Below are 17803 nucleotides of genomic sequence, written 5' to 3'. Positions count from 1 at the left end.
CCATCCCGAACTCAGTAGTGAAACGATGCATCGCCGATGGTAGTGTGGGGTTTCCCCATGTGAGAGTAGGTCATCGTCAAGATTAAATTCCGAAACCCCAATTGCGAAAGCAGTTGGGGTTTTGTTTATGTAGAAGTCCATGAATTTCACCGGACCGTTGCTAGTGCAACGCTCTGGTACACAGAATTTCTTGACGACCATAGAGCATTGGAACCACCTGATCCCATCCCGAACTCAGCAGTGAAACGATGCATCGCCGATGGTAGTGTGGGGTTTCCCCATGTGAGAGTAGGTCATCGTCAAGATTGAATTCCGAAACCCCTGTTTGCTAACGCAGACAGGGGTTTTGTCGTTTAAGGTTGGCTGCCACAGGCCTATCTCGCGCCTACCTCCTGTCGGTTTCCTACGCTATAAGCAGATGTTTCTCACAAATTTCTAAGATTTGTCGACGTTTGGCCGAAAACCTGATGAGCCATGCGTGCACCGAAATAGAGCGACCGCAGAGTCCGCCTATCCCGTTACATGGAATGTTCCACTCGGCACGCTCACCCCCCTTTGGCAAAAGAAGTCGATGAAATGAATCTCAAGTTCAGTCATAAAATTCTGTTGGCTGCGTCAGGCGTCGTGGTTTTAGCCTTCGCGTTATTCACGCTCTACAACGACTACCTGCAGCGCAGCACTATCAAGCAAAACCTGGCGTCGTCCATCCAGCAATCCGGCGAACTTACTGCCAGCAGTGTGCAGAACTGGCTCAGTGGTCGCATTCTGGTCCTTGAGAACCTGGCGCAGAACGTTGCCCATCAGGGCAGCGCTGCCGACCTTCCAGGGCTGGTCGATCAGCCAGCGTTTACCACCAACTTCCAGTTCACTTATGTGGGGCAGACCAACGGCGTGTTCACCCAGCGTCCGGATGCGAAGATGCCTGACGACTACGATCCACGTCAGCGCCCTTGGTACAAGCAGGCGGTAGTCGCGGACAAAACCATGCTTACTCCGCCTTATATGGCCGCTGTGGGCGGCCAGATCGTGACAATTGCCATGCCGGTGAAAAAGAATGGCGAACTGTTGGGCGTTGTCGGTGGTGACCTGAGCCTGCAAACCCTGGTGAAGATCATCAACTCGGTAGACTTCGGCGGAATTGGTCATGCATTTCTGGTCAGTGGTGACGGCCAAGTCATCGTCAGCCCTGACCAGGACCAGGTGATGAAAAATCTCAAGGACATCTACCCTGGCACCAACGTGCGCCTCGAGAAGCTCAACCAGGACGTTGTCCTCAATGGCCAGGATCGCATTCTATCGTTCACGCCTATCAGCGGTTTGCCTGGCGCCGACTGGTACATCGGCCTGTCGATCGACAAAGAGAAGGCCTATGCCCCGCTAGGCAAATTCCGTACATCAGCGTTGATTGCAATGTTGATCGCTGTTGTAGCCATTGCCGTGCTCTTGAGCTTGCTGATTCAAGTATTGCTGCGTCCATTGACCACTATGGGTGTAGCCATGCAGGACATCGCCCAAGGCGAAGGTGATCTGACCCGACGCCTCGAGGTGACCAGCAAAGACGAATTCGGCGAGGTTGGTAGCGCGTTCAACCAGTTCGTCGAGCGGATCCACGCGTCGATTTCCGAAGTGTCCTCGGCAACGCGCCAGGTACATGATTTGTCTCAGCGCGTGATGGCATCGTCGAATGCCTCGATCATCGGTTCCGATGAGCAGAGTGCGCGCACCAATAGCGTGGCTGCAGCGATCAACGAGCTGGGTGCCGCCACCCAGGAAATCGCACGCAACGCCGCTGATGCGTCCCAGCACGCCAGCGGTGCCAGCGAACAAGCTGACGATGGGCGCAAGGTGGTTGAGCAAACCATCCTGGCGATGTCGGAGCTGTCGCAAAAGATCAGCCTCTCCTGCACTCAGATCGAAACCCTGAACGCCAGTACCGACAATATCGGGCACATTCTTGATGTGATCAAAGGCATTTCCCAGCAAACCAATTTGCTCGCCCTTAACGCGGCGATTGAAGCTGCCCGTGCTGGTGAGGCCGGGCGTGGCTTTGCCGTGGTGGCTGATGAAGTGCGTAATCTGGCACACCGTACCCAGGAGTCGGCAGAAGAGATCCACAAGATGATCACTTCTCTGCAAGTGGGTTCGCGTGAAGCCGTGACCACCATGAACGCCAGCCAGACCTCCAGCGAAGAAAGCGTCGAGGTGGCTAACCAGGCGGGTGAGCGCCTGATCAGCGTGACGCAGCGCATCGTTGAGATCGATGGCATGAACCAGTCGGTCGCGGCGGCCACCGAAGAGCAGACTGCAGTCGTTGAAACCCTCAACGTGGACATCAACCAGATCAACCTGCTGAACCAGCAGGGTGTGGCCAATCTCAACGAGACGCTTAAGGACTGCGATGCGCTGTCCCAGCAGGCCAGCCGATTGAAGCAATTGGTCGATAGCTTCAAAATCTGACCCTGGCTGCATCGGAGCGAGGTCTCTCGCTCCGACTGCTTAGCCAAGCATCTGGCGTACATTCTCCAGGGCGCCTTTGGTAAACGCTTGCGCAAACTGTTCAAACTCTGCTTGCGTTGTTTCCTGCGCCTCCCCCACAAGCGTCCAAGTTGCCCTGGAACTGCCTGCGCCAAGCGCTTCCACGCTCATCGCCGCCCACAAGCGGGCCAAGCCTAAAGTGTTGTAGAGGGTGGTCCATGTCATATGCATGGCGTCTTCGTCTCGGCTGTTAAGTTGCTCCACGACGCAATGGCCATCGTGGAAAAACTTAGTTCGCAATGCTCCCACGCCCACACCGGTCATTTCGATGTGTGACAGGCTTGGGATGAACGCGTCAAAGCCTTCAAAGCAACCTACCACGCTCCATAAGTGGACCGCCTCGCAGGGGATCACGACGGAGGTGACAATCGGTTTACCGGTGGGATTGCGAATTAGCGTATCGGGTTGCAGCGGTTTCATGAGGGGTACCTGAAGCAGTTCAGAGGAAGCCGATGGCCCTGAGGTAGTCGCAGCCTTTGCGTAACAGCGCCGGGCTTTTCTGCGGATAGTACATGCCCATTTTTTCCAAGCCCCACCGGGTATTGTCGTAACGGATCATCGACGTGTCGCCGATGTCTTCACTCAATCCGTCGAGGTAGAAGCCCAGTACACCGAACAGCGCGTTATCACGGCGCACCGTTCGTAACGCTCGTTGCCAGTGTTCGATACTGACCCGTTCGAAGGAGTGCCCAGCCTCGCTGAACGCGTCAAGGTACTGATCCCAACTCAAGGGTTCTGGGTTGTGCAGGTTGAATACGTTTCGCCCAACGTCAAAATGGAGGCCGTGGAAGGCGATGAAGCGCGCCAGAAAGTCCACCGGCATCAAATCGAAGTTCACCTCCAGTCGAGGTGCCAAGCCCAATTGCAGGGATCCCTTGAGCATCAACATCAGTCTATTTTTCTGTGGCTGGCAGGCACCGTTTTGACCGTTGAAGCTGATATTTCCCGGCCGATGAATATTCACCCAGGCCCCCAGATCCGCCGCACGCCCCAACAACCTTTCGGCTACCCACTTGCACAGGTTGTAGCCATTTTTTACATAAAGCGGCGGCGTATTCCTGGCAGGGGCTTCAAGCACGTAACCAGCGGCGTCTACGCTGCTGCAGGCTGACAACGTCGAGATGAAATTGAACACTTTCTTACAATGGGTTTCGCAAAGGCGCAGGCACTCGAGTACCGGTTCTACATTGTCCTTAGCGAGTGAGGCGTAATCCAGCACATGATTGACATGCGCCGCGTTGTGCACCAAAACGCCATGGGTACGAGCGAGGTAGTCGTACACGTGGCAGGACAAGCCCAGACGGGGTTTGCGAATGTCGGCCGCGTATACCTGCACTCTGCTCAGGTCCAGATGTTCCAGGCGGTACTCACGCAGCGATTGGGTGAACCGCTCCGTGGCCGAATGCTCCGGCAGTTCTCGCACCAGGCATGCCACTTCTTGGGCACCGCCGGCCAGCAGCGCTTGGACGATATGTACCCCGACAAAACTGTTCGCCCCGGTGACGATCACTTTGCGCGTATCACCCGCGCAGTCCTCGGGTAGCATCTCAATCTTTATCGCTTGTGATGCATCTTTCTCCATCTGGCTGGCAGGTGTGTCGGGAAGCGCACTGCCCTCCATCAGTGCGGCCAAGGTGCGGATTGTCGGCGTTTCAAAAAATTGGCTCAAAGAGACGCTGCGGCCGAACTGCTCGCGCAGGCGCAGCAATAGCGTCGACAACAGGATGGAGTGGCCACCCAAGTTGAAAAAACTTTCATCAATCGATAATTTGCCAACCGGCAGCGCCAGCAATTCGTCCCATAGGTCCGCCAACTGCGCTTGTAGAGCCGTTTTTGCACCGCCGCGTATCACCTCTTGAGGGACGGACAATGGCATTGCCAGTAATGCCTTGCGATCGATCTTGCCGTTACTCGAGCCGGGCATGCATGCCAACTCGCTCCAGACCACCGGCTGCATATGCACAGGCAACCATTGCCGAGCATATTCCTTCAGGCTTGCCAGCGTCGCGCTGGGTTCGGGTTGGGCGACAAAAGCGATAACTCTGTGCGCCGGATCAATCACCACGGCCACTTGGCGAAACAAGCGACTGTTGCGCAGGCACTGCTCTATTTCTTGAGGCTCGACTCGGAATCCGCGGATTTTGACTTGGTCATCCCGCCGCCCACACAACTCGATACCGTCGTCTGTCCATTTTGCCAGGTCGCCGCTGCGGTACGCGCGCAACGACTGCCCGTTTGGCAGTGGCAGCGCAACGAAAGGGCTGTCGGCCTGCTGCGAGGCGTTCACATACCCAAGGCTCACGCCCGGGCCGGCGATGTACAAATCGCCTTGTACCTGTTCATCCACGGGCTGCAGGTTTTCGTCGAGGATCAACACTTGGCTGTTGGCGATGGGGCGGCCGACGTTGCGATGGCTGTCACCGCGCTGGAACGCCCTGTGGGTTGCCAGCACCGTAGTCTCTGTGGGCCCATAGAAGTTATGCAACTGGCATTGGGCTGTCAGTCGTTCGATCACATAGGGCTCGCAGAAATCGCCCCCAGTGAGCAGGTGGGTAAGGCCCAATGGCTGATCCAACGGCAGGATACTGAGCAGCGCCGGCGGTAGGAACCCATGGGTCACGCGGTGCTGGCGAATCAACTCGACCAGTTGCTGAGGGTCGTGACGTTGATCGTTGCTGGGGATAATCAACTCGGCCCCGGCCACCAAGGCAGGGAAAATATCGATCAGTGACGAGTCGAAACTCAACGGCGAAAACTGCAGCACGCGGCTCCGCTCGTCCAGCGCTACGCAAGTGCCCAGCCAGGCGGTGAAATGCGCCAGGTTATATTGGCTGAGGAGTACACCTTTGGGTTGCCCTGAAGTACCCGAGGTGAAAAGCGCCATGCACGGCGTGTCGGCATTGGGACGAACACGCGTCAGCGGTTGTGTGGCAACGGTGTCGCGCGGGACAATCCTGCTGACATCAAGTGACGCGAAATGATCTCGCAGCGGGTGCAGGCCATTCTCCAGCAGCACGCAAGCGTCAGTGCTTTCCAGCATGCCTTGCTGGCGTTGCGCCGGATGATCCGGTGCCAGTGGCAAATACACTGCACCGCAACCCAGCACCGCAAGGATGCTCGCGTACAGCTCGGCAGATTTTTCCAGGCACACACCGACCACCGGCGTCTCGATGCCCTCCAGCAGTGGTAACAGACGTTGCTGGATCGCCAGGGCATGTAGGTGAAGCTGGCGATAAGTCAGGACGTTGCCCGCGATATTCAGTGCTGTTCGATTGGCGAAGGCCTCAAGGCTCGTCTGCAACCGTTCAATCAAGGGCACCTCGGCCGCTCGTAACAGGGTTGGATCCTGCGTGCGATTGAACCGATGCATAAACACCAAAGCGTCCAGCCCTTGCAAGCCTTGTTCGGACCAGGCGTTAGCGGTGCCTATTGCAGAGAAAAAGGCCGGATCCCTTGAGAAACCACTCACCAGCATGGCGGCCCATTCCACCAGTGCGTTCGTGGCCTGCTGACGCAATCGCTGGCCGTTGCCGCTGGGCTCCTCGGCAACATCGTGCACGGCAAGCAGGCGTCGTTCTCGGTCGTAGCAGCGAAATTGGAGGGCGGGCAATCCGGTCTCTGATGCCGGGCCTATGCCCAGGCGCAGGCTCATCCAGAATGCATCGGTGGATAATGCTGGCAGCGGCTGGCTACCGTCTTCAATCACCAGGTCGACAGACTGCGTCCCTTCGGTATGCCCGTACTGCTCAAGTACTTGCTTGACTGCGCCCAGGGCTTCACTCGCCGCACCCCATTCAATCGTCAAACGCCTCATGCCAACCTCCCCGACACCGGCAGGTAGTCACTCAATGCCTGTGCCACGCTGGCTGTTTGCAGCACACCGCTGTGCTGCAACAAACCCATGATATTGCCTATCAGCGGATGTTGATGGGTGATGGGAAAGGCCAGCGCCTCGATTTCATTGCGCAGCGCCAGGCGAGTATCGGCACTGATGTCCAAGTGCTCGATCAGGTGCAGATCAAAGCTTTTCTGTAGATCATTGGTCAGGTAGTACGCCAGGAAAATCGGCAGGGCTTGAGCAATGCTATCGCGGTCTTCCGGGCTCGCCGATTGCCAGTAGATATGCACCAACTGTGTCCAGAACCGTGCGTGGCGGCCCTCATCGAACAGATGGTCGGCCATCAAGCCACGGATAGACGATTTGACGCTATCGTCCCTGGAGAACGCCGCCACGTCATGGGTGACAGTGTTTTCAGCAATGGCTACGCAGATTAACTCGACGGCGTCGTGCAGGTGTGCCGGAACCTGCGCTTGTGCTGCCGGCAGGGCGCGGCTCAATTCGATTTGCCCGGGCAGATCCAACGGTTCGATGCCGGTCATTTTCACGGCTTGCTGAAGGAAATCCAGCGCGACCAAGGCATGGTAATCCTCGTCCACCACGACGGTCATCGCGTCGTAGCGGCAGGCGAGTGAGAAGGCCGGCGAGAAGCGATTCTTGGCAATGTTGCGGGCGGTCTTATCGACGATCTCGGTTTCGAAGATCACCACGTCATTGATGAATTTATAGAAACTCTGCACCAGCACGAAGTCGCGCCATTGCGGGCAGTGTTCGAGAAAGGTCGCAGTCAGTACGAGGGGTTGACGGCACAGGGGGAAGATGAGCTTGTTGTCGTCCTCCAGTAAGCGCCGGGGGCGTGTGCGGATGGTAGCGCGCCGCTCCCAGTCATCGGCAAAGGAGCGGTAGTTGGCGGCGTTCATGGGCGTACCCCTTGCATCGAGGCCAGCACGCCATCCCAGAAGCAAATACGACTTTCCACAGCATCCAGGGCGGTGCTATCTGCTTGTCTCTGGCGAATCGAGTCTGCGCCAATTAAACGCTGGAGCAATTGTTCCGCCGCGGGCCCATGGTCGTGGCTGTCCATTTCGATGTGACGATTGAGGTAGTGACATAAGGTGGGCGCTTCACGACCAATGAAGGCGTTACCGTGCAACAGCCGCTCGAACATCGACGGAATGACACTCTCGCGGCCGTGCAGAAACGCGGCCGCCACACAGTGGGTAGGGGCGCTCAAGGCGATTTGCAGCGTGGTATCGACAAAGCGGGTTACGCCAGAGGGCGCGTCGATCATTTGCAGGGCTGCACTTACCTCCACTCCCTGGCATTGCAAGTCGATCAAGCGTTTGATGGCGACCGTGCTGGCGCCCACCTCCGTCATGGCGTCCAGGTACAATTCAAAGTGACTGCAATGGCCTCGTGTCGGGTGTTCGTCCGACTCCTCACCCAGCACAATTTCATTGATCAGGCGGGCAGCTTGCGAGTCGGCGGGCGGGAGCCAGGGTATCTGGGTGCAAGTCAGGTCCTGCTGCAGGCGTTTGGCCAGGGTCATGAAGTCCCAGACGGCAAATACATGGTTTTCCATGAAGTGCTGTAACTTGTTGAGTGATGTTATTTCTGAGAATAATGGATGGTTGAAAAGTTGTAATTTTTTTTGTTTAAGCAAGTCTTGATGCATGATGACGCCTATTAAGTATTGCGAGTGCTTTAAAGCAGTGTTGGGATTTTTAATTGTAAGTTAGAGGAGGAGCGTTTAGCTGTGACCACGCAACGCGCGCAGCGCAACACTGATATAGGTGAGCGCGGCGGCTAGAGAGGTGTGGTTCATCTGGGTAGGATAATAAGCCGATTAAACGATCAAGGCGGCTTATAAAAGTATTAGTTGTTTTTTCTTGGCTGCTTTTAAGGTTAATTAGTCGGTTGTAAGTGTGGGAAAGTGCTTGTTGTTAATTAAGACTTAGTGAGTTTTCGTCTGTCAGTGTGGCAACCTCCCTGGTGGGACGTTGCCCCGCAGTGTAAGGGCGAGGAAAAGAACAAAATCCTATTGCGAAACTTTTTTGTCGGCAGTCTCAAGGCTATTGAGATAGGTGGCAATCACCTCCATCCCACGCATCAAGTGATTGCGCAGCGTCAGGATGCTTTCGTCGACCTTCTTCTGCGCCACCAGGCTCAGCAGTTCACGGTGATCTTCCTGGGACGTTTCGCCCAGCCCCATCGCCTCAAGATTGAAGCGCAGAAAGCGCTCCTCTTCATTCAGCCCGTGCTCCACCAATTTGAGCAGACGCTGATTGGGTGCCTTGCCATACAACACCATGTGAAACAGGCGATTGAGGCGACCAATCTCGGAATAGTCTTTTTCGCATTCCAGTGCATTGATGCAGGCTTCGGCTTCGGCGAGATCTGCATTGGTGAGTAATGGAAGAGACAGGCGCAGGGCTTCGGATTCCAGCAATATGCGCAAGGCATAGGTCTCCGCCGAATTGTCCTCGATCAGCGGTGCAACTACGGCGCCTTTGTGGGTCACCACGTGCAACAAGGACTGCGCCTCCAGTTGGCGCAAGGCTTCGCGCACGGGCATGCGGCTGACGCCGAACAAGCTGGCCAGTTCTTGCTGACGCATCGCGGTGCCGCAGGGCAATCGCCCATCGAGAATGGCATTGCGCAACGTTTCTTCAATGACCGAGCGCGCAAGATGGGCGGGAATAGGCCCGCTGATTTTGATGCTGCTTAAAGGGTTCGGCTTCTGCGTCACGGTTACGCTATCCTCCTTTCTTGAATAATAGTGTGGCTAATTTGGATCCAATGAACACTAAAGGGGGGCCAAGCGCTTGTCAAACAGGCTAAGTTTCTGTTTGTAAGGGCTTACATAGCATACTTTGTGTCTCCCACAAGGGGCGGTTATAAACTCGGTCCATCCAGGAATGATTGCACTATGCCATTGTTTTTTGTAGGGCGAGGCTTCACCATCCCTTGAAATTCCGTCTCTCTTCACGGATTGAACGCCTTGGCGGTAAGTTTTATTCCCTATCGAGTCCTGTGCTGGCTTTTATCAGCAATTTTATTGGCTGGCCTGATGCTTGGCGGGCTACGTGCCGATTGGGATTTCTCGCAGATCAGCCGCAAGGCCTCCGCTGTGTACGGGCCATTGGGCGAGGGCCAGCAGCGCATCGACGCTTGGCAGCGGCTACTGGCGACCGAAAAGCAAGCCAGCGAGCAGCAGCAACTCAATGTCGTCAATTTGTTCTTCAACAAGCAAATGAGCTACGTGGAAGACATCGACCTCTGGCATGTTGTCGACTATTGGGAGACGCCCGTCGAAGCGCTTTGGAAAGGTGCCGGTGACTGTGAAGACTACGCGATCGCAAAGTATTTCAGTTTGCGTCATCTAGGCGTGTCCAGCGACAAATTACGCATTACCTACGTCAAGGCCTTGCGGCAGAACCGCGCTCATATGGTCTTGACCTATTATTCAACCCCCGAGGCCATCCCACTGGTGCTCGACAGCCTGATGGACGAAATTCTTCCGGCCACCCGCCGCACCGATTTGGTCCCGGTTTACTCATTCAACGCCGAAGGCTTGTACTTGCCCGGTGCCAAGGGCAACAAGAAAGTCGGTGATACCAAACGCTTGTCGCGCTGGCAGGATGTATTGAGAAAAATGCGTGCGGAAGGCTTCCCAGCCGAGCCTGCCAACTAGGAGTAACTGATCGGATGTCTCTGTTCAAACAACTATTGATCGCAATCTGTCTGTTCCTGGTGGTCGCCTTCAGCGGCAGCTTCATGGTCAGCCTGGAAAGCTCGCGCACCCAATATGTCAACCAGTTGCGCTCCCATGCGCAGGATGCCGCCACGGCGTTGGCGCTGTCGCTGACGCCGAATATCGACGACCCGGCCATGGTGGAGTTGCTGGTCAGCTCAATCTTCGACAGCGGCTACTACGCCAGCATCCGCGTGGTGGACCTGGCCACGGACAAAACCATCGTCGAGCGCAGCGGTATCCCTGACAACAACGGCGTACCCAACTGGTTCGTGAAGTTGATCGGCCTGGAGCCGGCCGGTGGTGATGCGCTGGTCAGCCGTGGCTGGGAGCAGGCGGCGCGGGTCGAAGTGGTCAGTCACCCCATGTTTGCCCTGTCCAAACTCTGGCAGAGCGCCTTGGGCAGCCTTGGTTGGTTGCTGCTGTGCGGTGCGGTGAGTGCGGTACTCGGCGCGTTGTTGCTGCGTCGGCAATTGAAGCCGTTGGACTATATGGTCAAACAGTCCCACGCCATTGCCCGCCGAGAGTTCCTCAGCCTGCCCGACCTGCCGCGCACGCCGGAACTGCGGCGGGTGGTACAAGCCATGAACCAGATGGTGGAAAAGCTCAAGGCGTTGTTCCAGGAACAAGCCGAGCGCAGCGAAAAACTGCGCACCGAATCCTATCAGGACAACCTTACCGGCCTCGCCAACCGGCGTTATTTCGAGATGCAACTCAACGCCCGCGTCAGTAACCCGGAAGAGACCAATTCCGGTTACCTGCTGTTACTGCGGGTTCGGGACCTGGCCGGCCTCAACCAACGCCTGGGCGGCCAGCGCACTGACCAATTGCTGCAAGCGGTTGGCGAACAGTTGCTGCGCCAGTGCGAGCCGTACCCGGAAACCCATAACCTCGTCACCCGTATCCGTGGCGGCGAGTTCGCCGTGCTGGCGCCGGGGCTGATGCGTGAAGAAGCGCTGCAGCTGGCGCAGAACCTCGAAAGCACTTTGCTCAGCCTGCAAGCGACCGGCGCCAGCGACGTTACGCCGGTCGCCTACATAGGCCTCGCACCGTTCAACCATGGCGACGCGCCACAAGCCCTGCTGACCCTGGCCGACCAAGCCCTGGCCCAGGCCGAAGCGCAGGGCGACACCAGTTGGGTGTGCCTTGATCGTAGCGCGGCCGCCAGCGTCGGTGACGATCACCACGCCTGGCACACGTTGTTGGACCAGGCCCTGACCCAGCAGCGCTTCCAGCTGTACTTCCAGCCCGTTGTCGCCAGCCAGGACACACAGTTGGTCTTGCACTACAAAGTGCTGTCGCGCTTGCAGGACGAGGACGGCCACACGATACCGGCCGGGCGTTTCCTGCCGTGGCTGGAGCGCTTCGGCTGGTCGGCACGCCTAGACCGCTTGATGTTGGAGCAAGTGCTCAAGCAGATGGCCAGCCACAGCGATAACCTGGCGCTGAACCTCTCCGCCGCGACCTTGCAGGACGCCCAGGCCTTGAACCGCATTTATGACCTGCTACGCCAGCATAGCAGCCTGGGCCCGCGCCTCACCCTGGAGATCGGTGAAGAGCAATTGCCTGAACAGCTCGTGCTGGAACAGATGACCCAACGCCTGCGCGAGCTGGGCTTTTCCCTCAGCCTGCAACGTTTCGGTGGGCGCTTCAGCATGATCGGCAATCTGGCGCGCCTGGGCCTGGCGTACTTGAAGATCGACGGCAGTTATATTCGCGCTATCGACCAAGAGAGTGACAAGCGCCTGTTTATCGAGGCTATCCAGCGCGCAGCCCACAGCATCGATCTGCCGTTGATTGCCGAGCGTGTGGAGACAGAGGGTGAACTGAAGGTGATTCGCGAGATGGGGATTTTTGGTGTGCAGGGCCAGCTGTTTGGTGAGCCTGCGCCGTGGAAATCACACTGACGCTGAGCGATTAAAATGAGGGAGCGGGCTTGCTCGCGAAAGCGGTGGATCAGTCAGAGATGCATTGACTGACACTCAGCTTTCGCGAGCAAGCCCGCTCCCTCATTTCGATCCAGTTCGGCTTCAGGGCTCAGATAAGCCCAGTCTCTTCATCATCAATCAAGTGGCTCAACCCACCCAATGCTTCCCGCGCATGGTTACGGTCCATCAACTTGGCTTGGGCTGCCGGCGGCAGGTCGGTCACCCTGATGACGCCTTTACGGGTCAGCACCTGGATCAAGTCATCCAGTACCCGGATCATCTCCAAGTCACTCTGCTTGAGCTGGGCCAGGCTGGTTTCCACTACTTCGTTGGCGTACCACGCCTGGATCTCATGGTGATCGGCCGGCAGGGTTTCGGTGGACTCGGTAAAGGCTGCGGCCTCTACGCGAGTCAGCGCACCCTGTGCATCACGTTGCACGTAAAACATAAGAACCCCTCGAAAATGAGCCACATGCGTTGAACAGCATAGGCCAACGCTGCGTTTATGGGCGAGAGTATGCGACGCACCGCCCGTCAGGACCAGCGCGACCCATGGGGCAAAAAAATCGGCCGCCCATAGGGGCGGCCGATTAGTTGCGTCTTAAGTGTGGTCGATCTTGATGGTCGGGTCGGCACCACTGATCAGCGAGTTGATGCTGGTGTGGGACCAATCGTTGCCTTCCAGCTTGATCGTCACATCGGCATTGGCCAGGCCACCGGTCGTGTTGAGCTTGCCTTCGCTGCTCACTTGAAGCGTCGATACGCCCTCTACCGTAGTGATCTTGAGGTAGTTATCGATGGTGCTGTCGGTCTCACCTTTCAACAGATCGCGCAGATCAATGCGGTCGCCTTCCGATGCCTTGAAGTCCTTGATCACATCGTTACCGATGTCACCGGCCTTCCACACAAAGGTGTCGGCACCCGAGCCGCCGATCAGGATGTCATTGCCCTGGCCGCCAATCAGCGTGTCGTTACCGGTGCCACCCAGCAGGATGTCATTGCCTTTGCCGCCATCCAGGAAGTCGTTGCCGCCCTGGCCGAACAGGATGTCATCACCCGAGCCACCCAGCAGGGTGTCATTACCGTCCTTGGCACCCGAGGTGTCGAACTCGTTGTAGTGCTCGGTGATGTACTTGTGCACATCCTGGCCGGTGACGGCAGCAACCGCCACGCCGTTTTTCCCTGCCACGTAGGACTGGATAGCGTTGTAACCCTCGCCGGTAACGCCCGGGAAGCTCACCAGGTCGCCGAAGAGGATGTCGTTGCCGTCACCGCCATCGACACGGTCGGCACCCGGCAGGGTGGCTTCGCTGTGACCGAGGATGGCGTTGGCCAAGTCCTTCGGATCGATGTTGCTTTGTGGCTTGCCATCGCTGTCGTACGGTGCCAACTGACTCAGGCTGATCCCGCTGTTGAGGCCGATGGCTTCTACGCCACCTGTGGACAGGCCTTTGAGCAGTGCGAACGCGCTGTTGGAGTTGGTGGTGGTGGAGTAGTCGGTATCGTACCCGAGGCCGCCTTGTACCGATATTTCATAGGTGCCATCCCCTTGGGCGTGGATGATTCCCTTGTTGTACGACCAGCCGTAGGACCAGAGGGTTACCTTGCCGACAGAGTTGATATCAAGGTAATTATTCGAATCGATGTTGATCCGGGTGGCTGTACCGATGGTGTAGTTGTTCATGGTGACGACATCATCGAGCCTGACGTTGCCGTACAAGTACGGGTTGGTCTGTTCGGACGCCTGGTAAAACGTCGGCTGACCATCGGTGATGAAGTACGTTGTATTGATTGCGCCAGTGTTGCCAGTCGCCTGGGCACTTTTGAAGAAGTTGGACGCGGCCTTGAACACGTCTTCGTAGTTGGTACCACCGGTAGACACCATGGAGTCCAGGACTTTCTGCAGCGAATTCAGTGCGCCTGGGTCTTTCAGGTCGACTGTGACCGTGCGATTGACCTGGTCACTGAAGTCCGCCAGGAAGATGTTCACGGTGCCGGAGGTGCTGGCGCCGATGCTGCTTTTCAGTGAATTGAACACTGTAGTCAACGACGCTTTCGCTGCCGCCACCGAGCTCGCACCCATACTGCCCGACGTATCGATCATGAACGCGATGTTGTAGCTCTTGCCTTGGACTACGTTCAAGCCAGCAACGTCCGCAACCACGATGTCATTGCCAGAAGTGCCGATGACATTGTCATCGCCCGATGTCGCTGTGACTGGGTTATAGGTCGCCGGGTACACCGTAATAGGCAATTGCGTCGTGGTGGTGGCCGAGCCACCCAGGCTCTCGGTGGAAGTCGAGGTCACAGTCAGGTTGTACTGGCCACTGGTGTAAGGCAGCGGCTTGAAGCTCAAGTTGTTGAGGTTCCAACCAGTGACGTCCACTTCGGTCGCGCCTTTGGTGGCCGTGAAGGTATGACCCGCGCCGTCGCTGAGCACTGCGCCCACCGGGATGCTGCCGATTTTCACCGCCAGCGTTTCCGAGCCGTCGGTATCGGTCAGGCCGGAGGTGATCTTGGTCAGCTTGACCGTACCGTTTTCCAGGCCTTCGTTGAGCTTGTACGCGTCGTAGTAGCCCTGGCCATTGGTACCGTGCAGATCGGACACCTGCGCGCCGGCATTGATCAGGTCGTTGACGCCGGTGTAGATCGGAATCGTAGTGTTGCTCAGGTTGGTCACCGGGCCACCGTTGACCGACAGGTTGACGTCATAGCTGCCAGGACCTGCCTGGTTCGCATGGTAGATATCAATGCTGTAGTAACCGTTGGTGGTCGGGGTGAACGTGCCGCTGAACTGGCCGGCGTTCGTCCCGTAGACCGCGCTGGCCACGTCTTTGCCGCCGACGTTGATCAGGATGCTGTCATCGCCGTAACCGCTGAAGGTGTAGGACTTGCCCGCTTCCAGGTAAATCAGGCCGGAAGTCTTCGATCCGGCACCGCCTGGCACGTTTGCGCTGGATTCGATGTTGGTCGAAATCGTCGTGCTGTTTGGTGTGCCGGCGTTATCGATCGCGTTTTTCAACACGGTCGCCGAGGCGCCATTACCGTTGGTACCCAGGTTGGCGATGCTGTTCCAGCTCAGCTTGGTCAGACCTACCGACGCGATGTTGTTGTCGGCAACGGTCAGGGTCGGAGCATCCGCCACCGGCGTAATGTCGACTTTCATCGTAGCGGTGTTGCCCAGATCCTTGCCATCGGTTGGCTGGAACTTGAACTGTGCGTAGTCCGCCTGTTTGTTGCCCACGCCGGTGCCGCCGTAGCCATCGGCACCGGATTCGTTGGCGTTCGGCATGAAGCGCAACTGGCCGCCGTCGATCTGGGCCTTGGTGAAGGTCTGGCCGGCGGTCACGCTGGTCCAGGTGACGCCGTCCGCCGCCAGGAACTGCAACTTTCCGGCAACCGGCAGCTCGGTGATTTTCACCCCGAGGCTGGCTTGTGGTGAGTCCACATCAGTGACACCGAAGTTGGACCAGGTCAGGGCCAGTGGGGTGTCTTCCGTGCCGGTGATAGCGGCGCCAGTAGCCACCGGTGGATCGTTGACCGGTACCACGTTGACCGTGGTGGTCGCCACGTTGGAGTAGTTGCCGCCGTCGGTCACGGTCACGGTGATGGTCCGTGGCGTGTTGCTCGGGTCATGACTGCTGTTGGTGAACGTGATGTTCTTGATCTGCTGCATGTAGTCAGCCAGCGACGCCGTACCGGTCAGGGTCAGGGTGATCTTGCCGGTGGCAGGGTCTGTGGCAGAGGTTACGGTGATGCCGGCGACGTTGTTGACGTTCAGCGAGTCGCCCTGCTGGGCGTTGGTCAGGACCACAGTGGCGCCGGTCAGTTGAGTACTGTCCGGGTCAGTGATTTTGATGTCGGTGTCAGCAATCGACACACCCGTGCCGCCTTCGGTGAAGGTGGTCTTGTAGTTGGCACCCGTTGCGCCGCTGGAGTCGTTGGCATCGAGGTCGATGACCGGCGGTGCGTCATTGTCGATGATCGAGGTGGTGACGCTGCCGTTGGTGCCGCTGATCGCCAGGTTCTCGAAGTTGCCACCGGTGGTCTTGTCGATGGTGATCACGAAGTTTTCCGTAGGCTCGGTCAACTTGTCATCGATGGTCTTGATATCGAACGTCGCGCTGCTGGCGCCGGCCGGAATCTTCACGGTGTACACGCCGGTGAAGTCCGAACCGTCAGTGGCGGTGCCGCTGTACTTGAGCGTCACAGTAACGTCGGTGCCCGCCGGGTTGGTCAGGTTCAGCGTGTAGTGGGCGGTCTGGCCTTCGTTAACCGAAGCATCGCCCGAGATGCTGATCACGGTGTTGCTCACCACGTCGGTCACCTTGGTGACCACCGGGGTGCCGACCACAATCAGGTTCTCGTACTTGTCGCCGCCGCTGACCACGTTGGTGATCTTGGCCGACACATCGTTAGCGCCGACGTAGACGTCATTAGGTGCTGTGACATTGACGGTGCTGGTGGTCTTGCCATTACCAATGGTAATGGTCGAGCCATTGTCCAGCTTGACCACCAGATCGGAGCCAACGTTGGTCACGGCAGCGCCGTTCTTATCGACGAGGCTGGCGGTGTAGGTAATCTGGCCACCCTCGGCCACACTGCTGGTGGCTGTCAGCACGACCTTCACATCGTCGATGGTGTCATTGATAACAGTGGTCGCGCCGTCACCGGCTACAACCAGCTTCTCGAAGTTGCCGCCAGCGGTGTCGGTGATCTTGACGGTCTGGGTGCTCTTGTCGATGAACACGTCATCGCCAGGTGCTGCAACCGTCACTGTACCCACGGTTTCGCCAGCCTTGATGGTGATCGACGAGCCGTTATCGAGTTTCAGCGTTACGTCAGTTCCGGCTTTGTTGCTCAAGGTGGCGGTGTAGGTGATCTGTCCACCTTCGTTGACGGCGCTTGGCGCGGTCAGCGTGACGGTGGTGGTGTCGGTGGTGCTCGGTGTGTCAGTCACGGTGGTGCTGACCGGAGTTTTGCCTGGGACCAGGTTTTCGTAATGCGCGCCGCCGGCCACGTTGGTGATGGCTGTGGTGACGGTCTGGTTACCGGCGTAGACGTCGTTCGGTGCCATAACGGAGACGGTGCCGCTGGACTGGTTCACACCAATGGTGATGGTCTGGCCGTTATCCAAAGTGACGGTCAGCGGGTTAGTGATGTTAGTCACCGGCGCACCGTTTTTATCCACAAGGCTGGCGGTGTAAACGATGTTGCCGCCTTCGCCGACGGTGGTGGTCGCGGTCAGCACCACATCGACCTTGTCGATGGTGTCGTTGATCGTGGTGGTAGCGCCGTTGCCTGCGACTTCCAGTTTTTCGAAGTTGCCGCCAGAAGCATCAGTGATCTTGACCGTTTGGGTGCTCTTGTCGATGAACACGTCATCGGTAGGCGCAGGGACGGTCACGGTGCCGACGGTGTCGCCAGCTTTGATGGTGATCGACGAGCCGTTATCGAGTTTCAGCGTTACGTCAGTTCCGGCCTTGTTGCTCAAGGTCGCGGTATAGGTGATCTGTCCACCTTCGTTAACGGCACTCGGTGCAGTCAGCGTGACGGTAGTGGTGTTATCGGTGCCCGGAGTATCGGTGACGGTGGTGTTAACCGCCGTAGTGCCTGGCACTAGGTTTTCGAAATGCTCGCCACCGGTCACGCCTTTGATGGCGGTGGTGACGGTTTGATCGCCTTTGTACACATCATCTGGAGCGACAACCGAGACAGTGCCGCTCGACTGGTTTACGCCGATGGTGA

10 protein-coding genes and 2 rRNA genes are annotated in these 17803 nt (G+C 57.6%); 5 read left to right on the top strand and 7 right to left on the bottom strand.

The window, feature by feature from the left end:
* The 3 genes from rrf (JFT66_RS30350) to JFT66_RS29385 form a co-directional block, all read left to right on the top strand.
* Positions 1–82: ribosomal RNA gene (rrf, locus tag JFT66_RS30350) — 5S ribosomal RNA — on the top strand; the annotation flags it as partial.
* Positions 83–189: 107 nt separating this feature from the next.
* Positions 190–305: ribosomal RNA gene (gene rrf / locus JFT66_RS29390) — 5S ribosomal RNA — on the top strand.
* A gap of 271 nt (positions 306–576) precedes the next feature.
* Positions 577–2457, top strand: coding sequence for a methyl-accepting chemotaxis protein (locus JFT66_RS29385; protein WP_034116711.1), 1881 nt, complete (start codon positions 577–579; stop codon positions 2455–2457).
* 39 nt (positions 2458–2496) lie between these two features.
* Here the strand turns inward: JFT66_RS29385 and JFT66_RS29380 are convergent, their stop codons facing one another.
* The 5 genes from JFT66_RS29380 to JFT66_RS29360 all read right to left on the bottom strand — a co-directional run bounded on the left by JFT66_RS29380 (position 2497) and on the right by JFT66_RS29360 (position 9122).
* A complete protein-coding gene (locus tag JFT66_RS29380; protein WP_198860615.1) occupies positions 2497–2955 on the bottom strand; it encodes an SRPBCC family protein in 459 nt (152 codons plus the stop codon).
* A gap of 19 nt (positions 2956–2974) precedes the next feature.
* Positions 2975–6349 carry an amino acid adenylation domain-containing protein gene (locus tag JFT66_RS29375; RefSeq protein ID WP_198860614.1) on the bottom strand — a complete coding sequence of 1125 codons (3375 nt, stop codon included), beginning with the start codon at positions 6347–6349 and terminating at the stop codon, positions 2975–2977.
* Positions 6346–7293 (bottom strand): diiron oxygenase, encoded by a 948-nt coding sequence (locus JFT66_RS29370; protein WP_198860613.1) that lies wholly within the window; start codon positions 7291–7293, stop codon positions 6346–6348. Before JFT66_RS29370 ends, JFT66_RS29375 begins: the two co-directional genes overlap by 4 nt.
* Positions 7290–8048: a DUF3050 domain-containing protein gene (locus JFT66_RS29365; protein ID WP_198860612.1), complete on the bottom strand. Its 759-nt coding sequence runs from the start codon at positions 8046–8048 to the stop codon at positions 7290–7292. The genes JFT66_RS29370 and JFT66_RS29365 overlap by 4 nt, the downstream gene beginning before the upstream one ends.
* Before the next feature lie 363 nt (positions 8049–8411).
* Positions 8412–9122, bottom strand: coding sequence for a GntR family transcriptional regulator (locus JFT66_RS29360; protein WP_034116715.1), 711 nt, complete (start codon positions 9120–9122; stop codon positions 8412–8414).
* A gap of 252 nt (positions 9123–9374) precedes the next feature.
* Between JFT66_RS29360 and lapG the strand changes: the two genes are divergently transcribed.
* Positions 9375–10067 (top strand): cysteine protease LapG, encoded by a 693-nt coding sequence (gene lapG, locus JFT66_RS29355; protein WP_034116808.1) that lies wholly within the window; start codon positions 9375–9377, stop codon positions 10065–10067.
* 14 nt (positions 10068–10081) lie between these two features.
* Positions 10082–12034: a cyclic di-GMP receptor LapD gene (gene lapD, locus JFT66_RS29350; RefSeq protein WP_198860611.1), complete on the top strand. Its 1953-nt coding sequence runs from the start codon at positions 10082–10084 to the stop codon at positions 12032–12034.
* A gap of 130 nt (positions 12035–12164) precedes the next feature.
* On the opposite strand, the gene JFT66_RS29345 is transcribed toward lapD, so the two are convergent.
* Positions 12165–12503 (bottom strand): hypothetical protein, encoded by a 339-nt coding sequence (locus JFT66_RS29345; protein ID WP_034116717.1) that lies wholly within the window; start codon positions 12501–12503, stop codon positions 12165–12167.
* A 153-nt stretch (positions 12504–12656) separates the two neighbouring features.
* Positions 12657–17803, bottom strand: a 5147-nt coding sequence (locus JFT66_RS29340; RefSeq protein WP_198860610.1) for an immunoglobulin-like domain-containing protein, incomplete at its 5' end; no start/stop codon positions are given.

Origin of the sequence: Pseudomonas sp. MF6755, from assembly GCF_016405635.1 — a bacterium.
Classification (GTDB): Bacteria; Pseudomonadota; Gammaproteobacteria; order Pseudomonadales; family Pseudomonadaceae; genus Aquipseudomonas; species Aquipseudomonas haemolytica.
This window is presented reverse-complemented; position numbering and strand designations above follow the sequence as displayed.

Coding starts and splice junctions, on each gene's coding strand:
- JFT66_RS29370 (WP_198860613.1), bottom strand. CDS start 7,293: ATGAACGCCGCCAACTACCGCTCCTTTGCCGATGACTGGGAGCGGCGC.
- JFT66_RS29345 (WP_034116717.1), bottom strand. CDS start 12,503: ATGTTTTACGTGCAACGTGATGCACAGGGTGCGCTGACTCGCGTAGAG.
- JFT66_RS29380 (WP_198860615.1), bottom strand. CDS start 2,955: ATGAAACCGCTGCAACCCGATACGCTAATTCGCAATCCCACCGGTAAA.
- JFT66_RS29365 (WP_198860612.1), bottom strand. CDS start 8,048: ATGCATCAAGACTTGCTTAAACAAAAAAAATTACAACTTTTCAACCAT.
- JFT66_RS29375 (WP_198860614.1), bottom strand. CDS start 6,349: ATGAGGCGTTTGACGATTGAATGGGGTGCGGCGAGTGAAGCCCTGGGC.
- lapD (WP_198860611.1), top strand. CDS start 10,082: ATGTCTCTGTTCAAACAACTATTGATCGCAATCTGTCTGTTCCTGGTG.
- JFT66_RS29385 (WP_034116711.1), top strand. CDS start 577: ATGAATCTCAAGTTCAGTCATAAAATTCTGTTGGCTGCGTCAGGCGTC.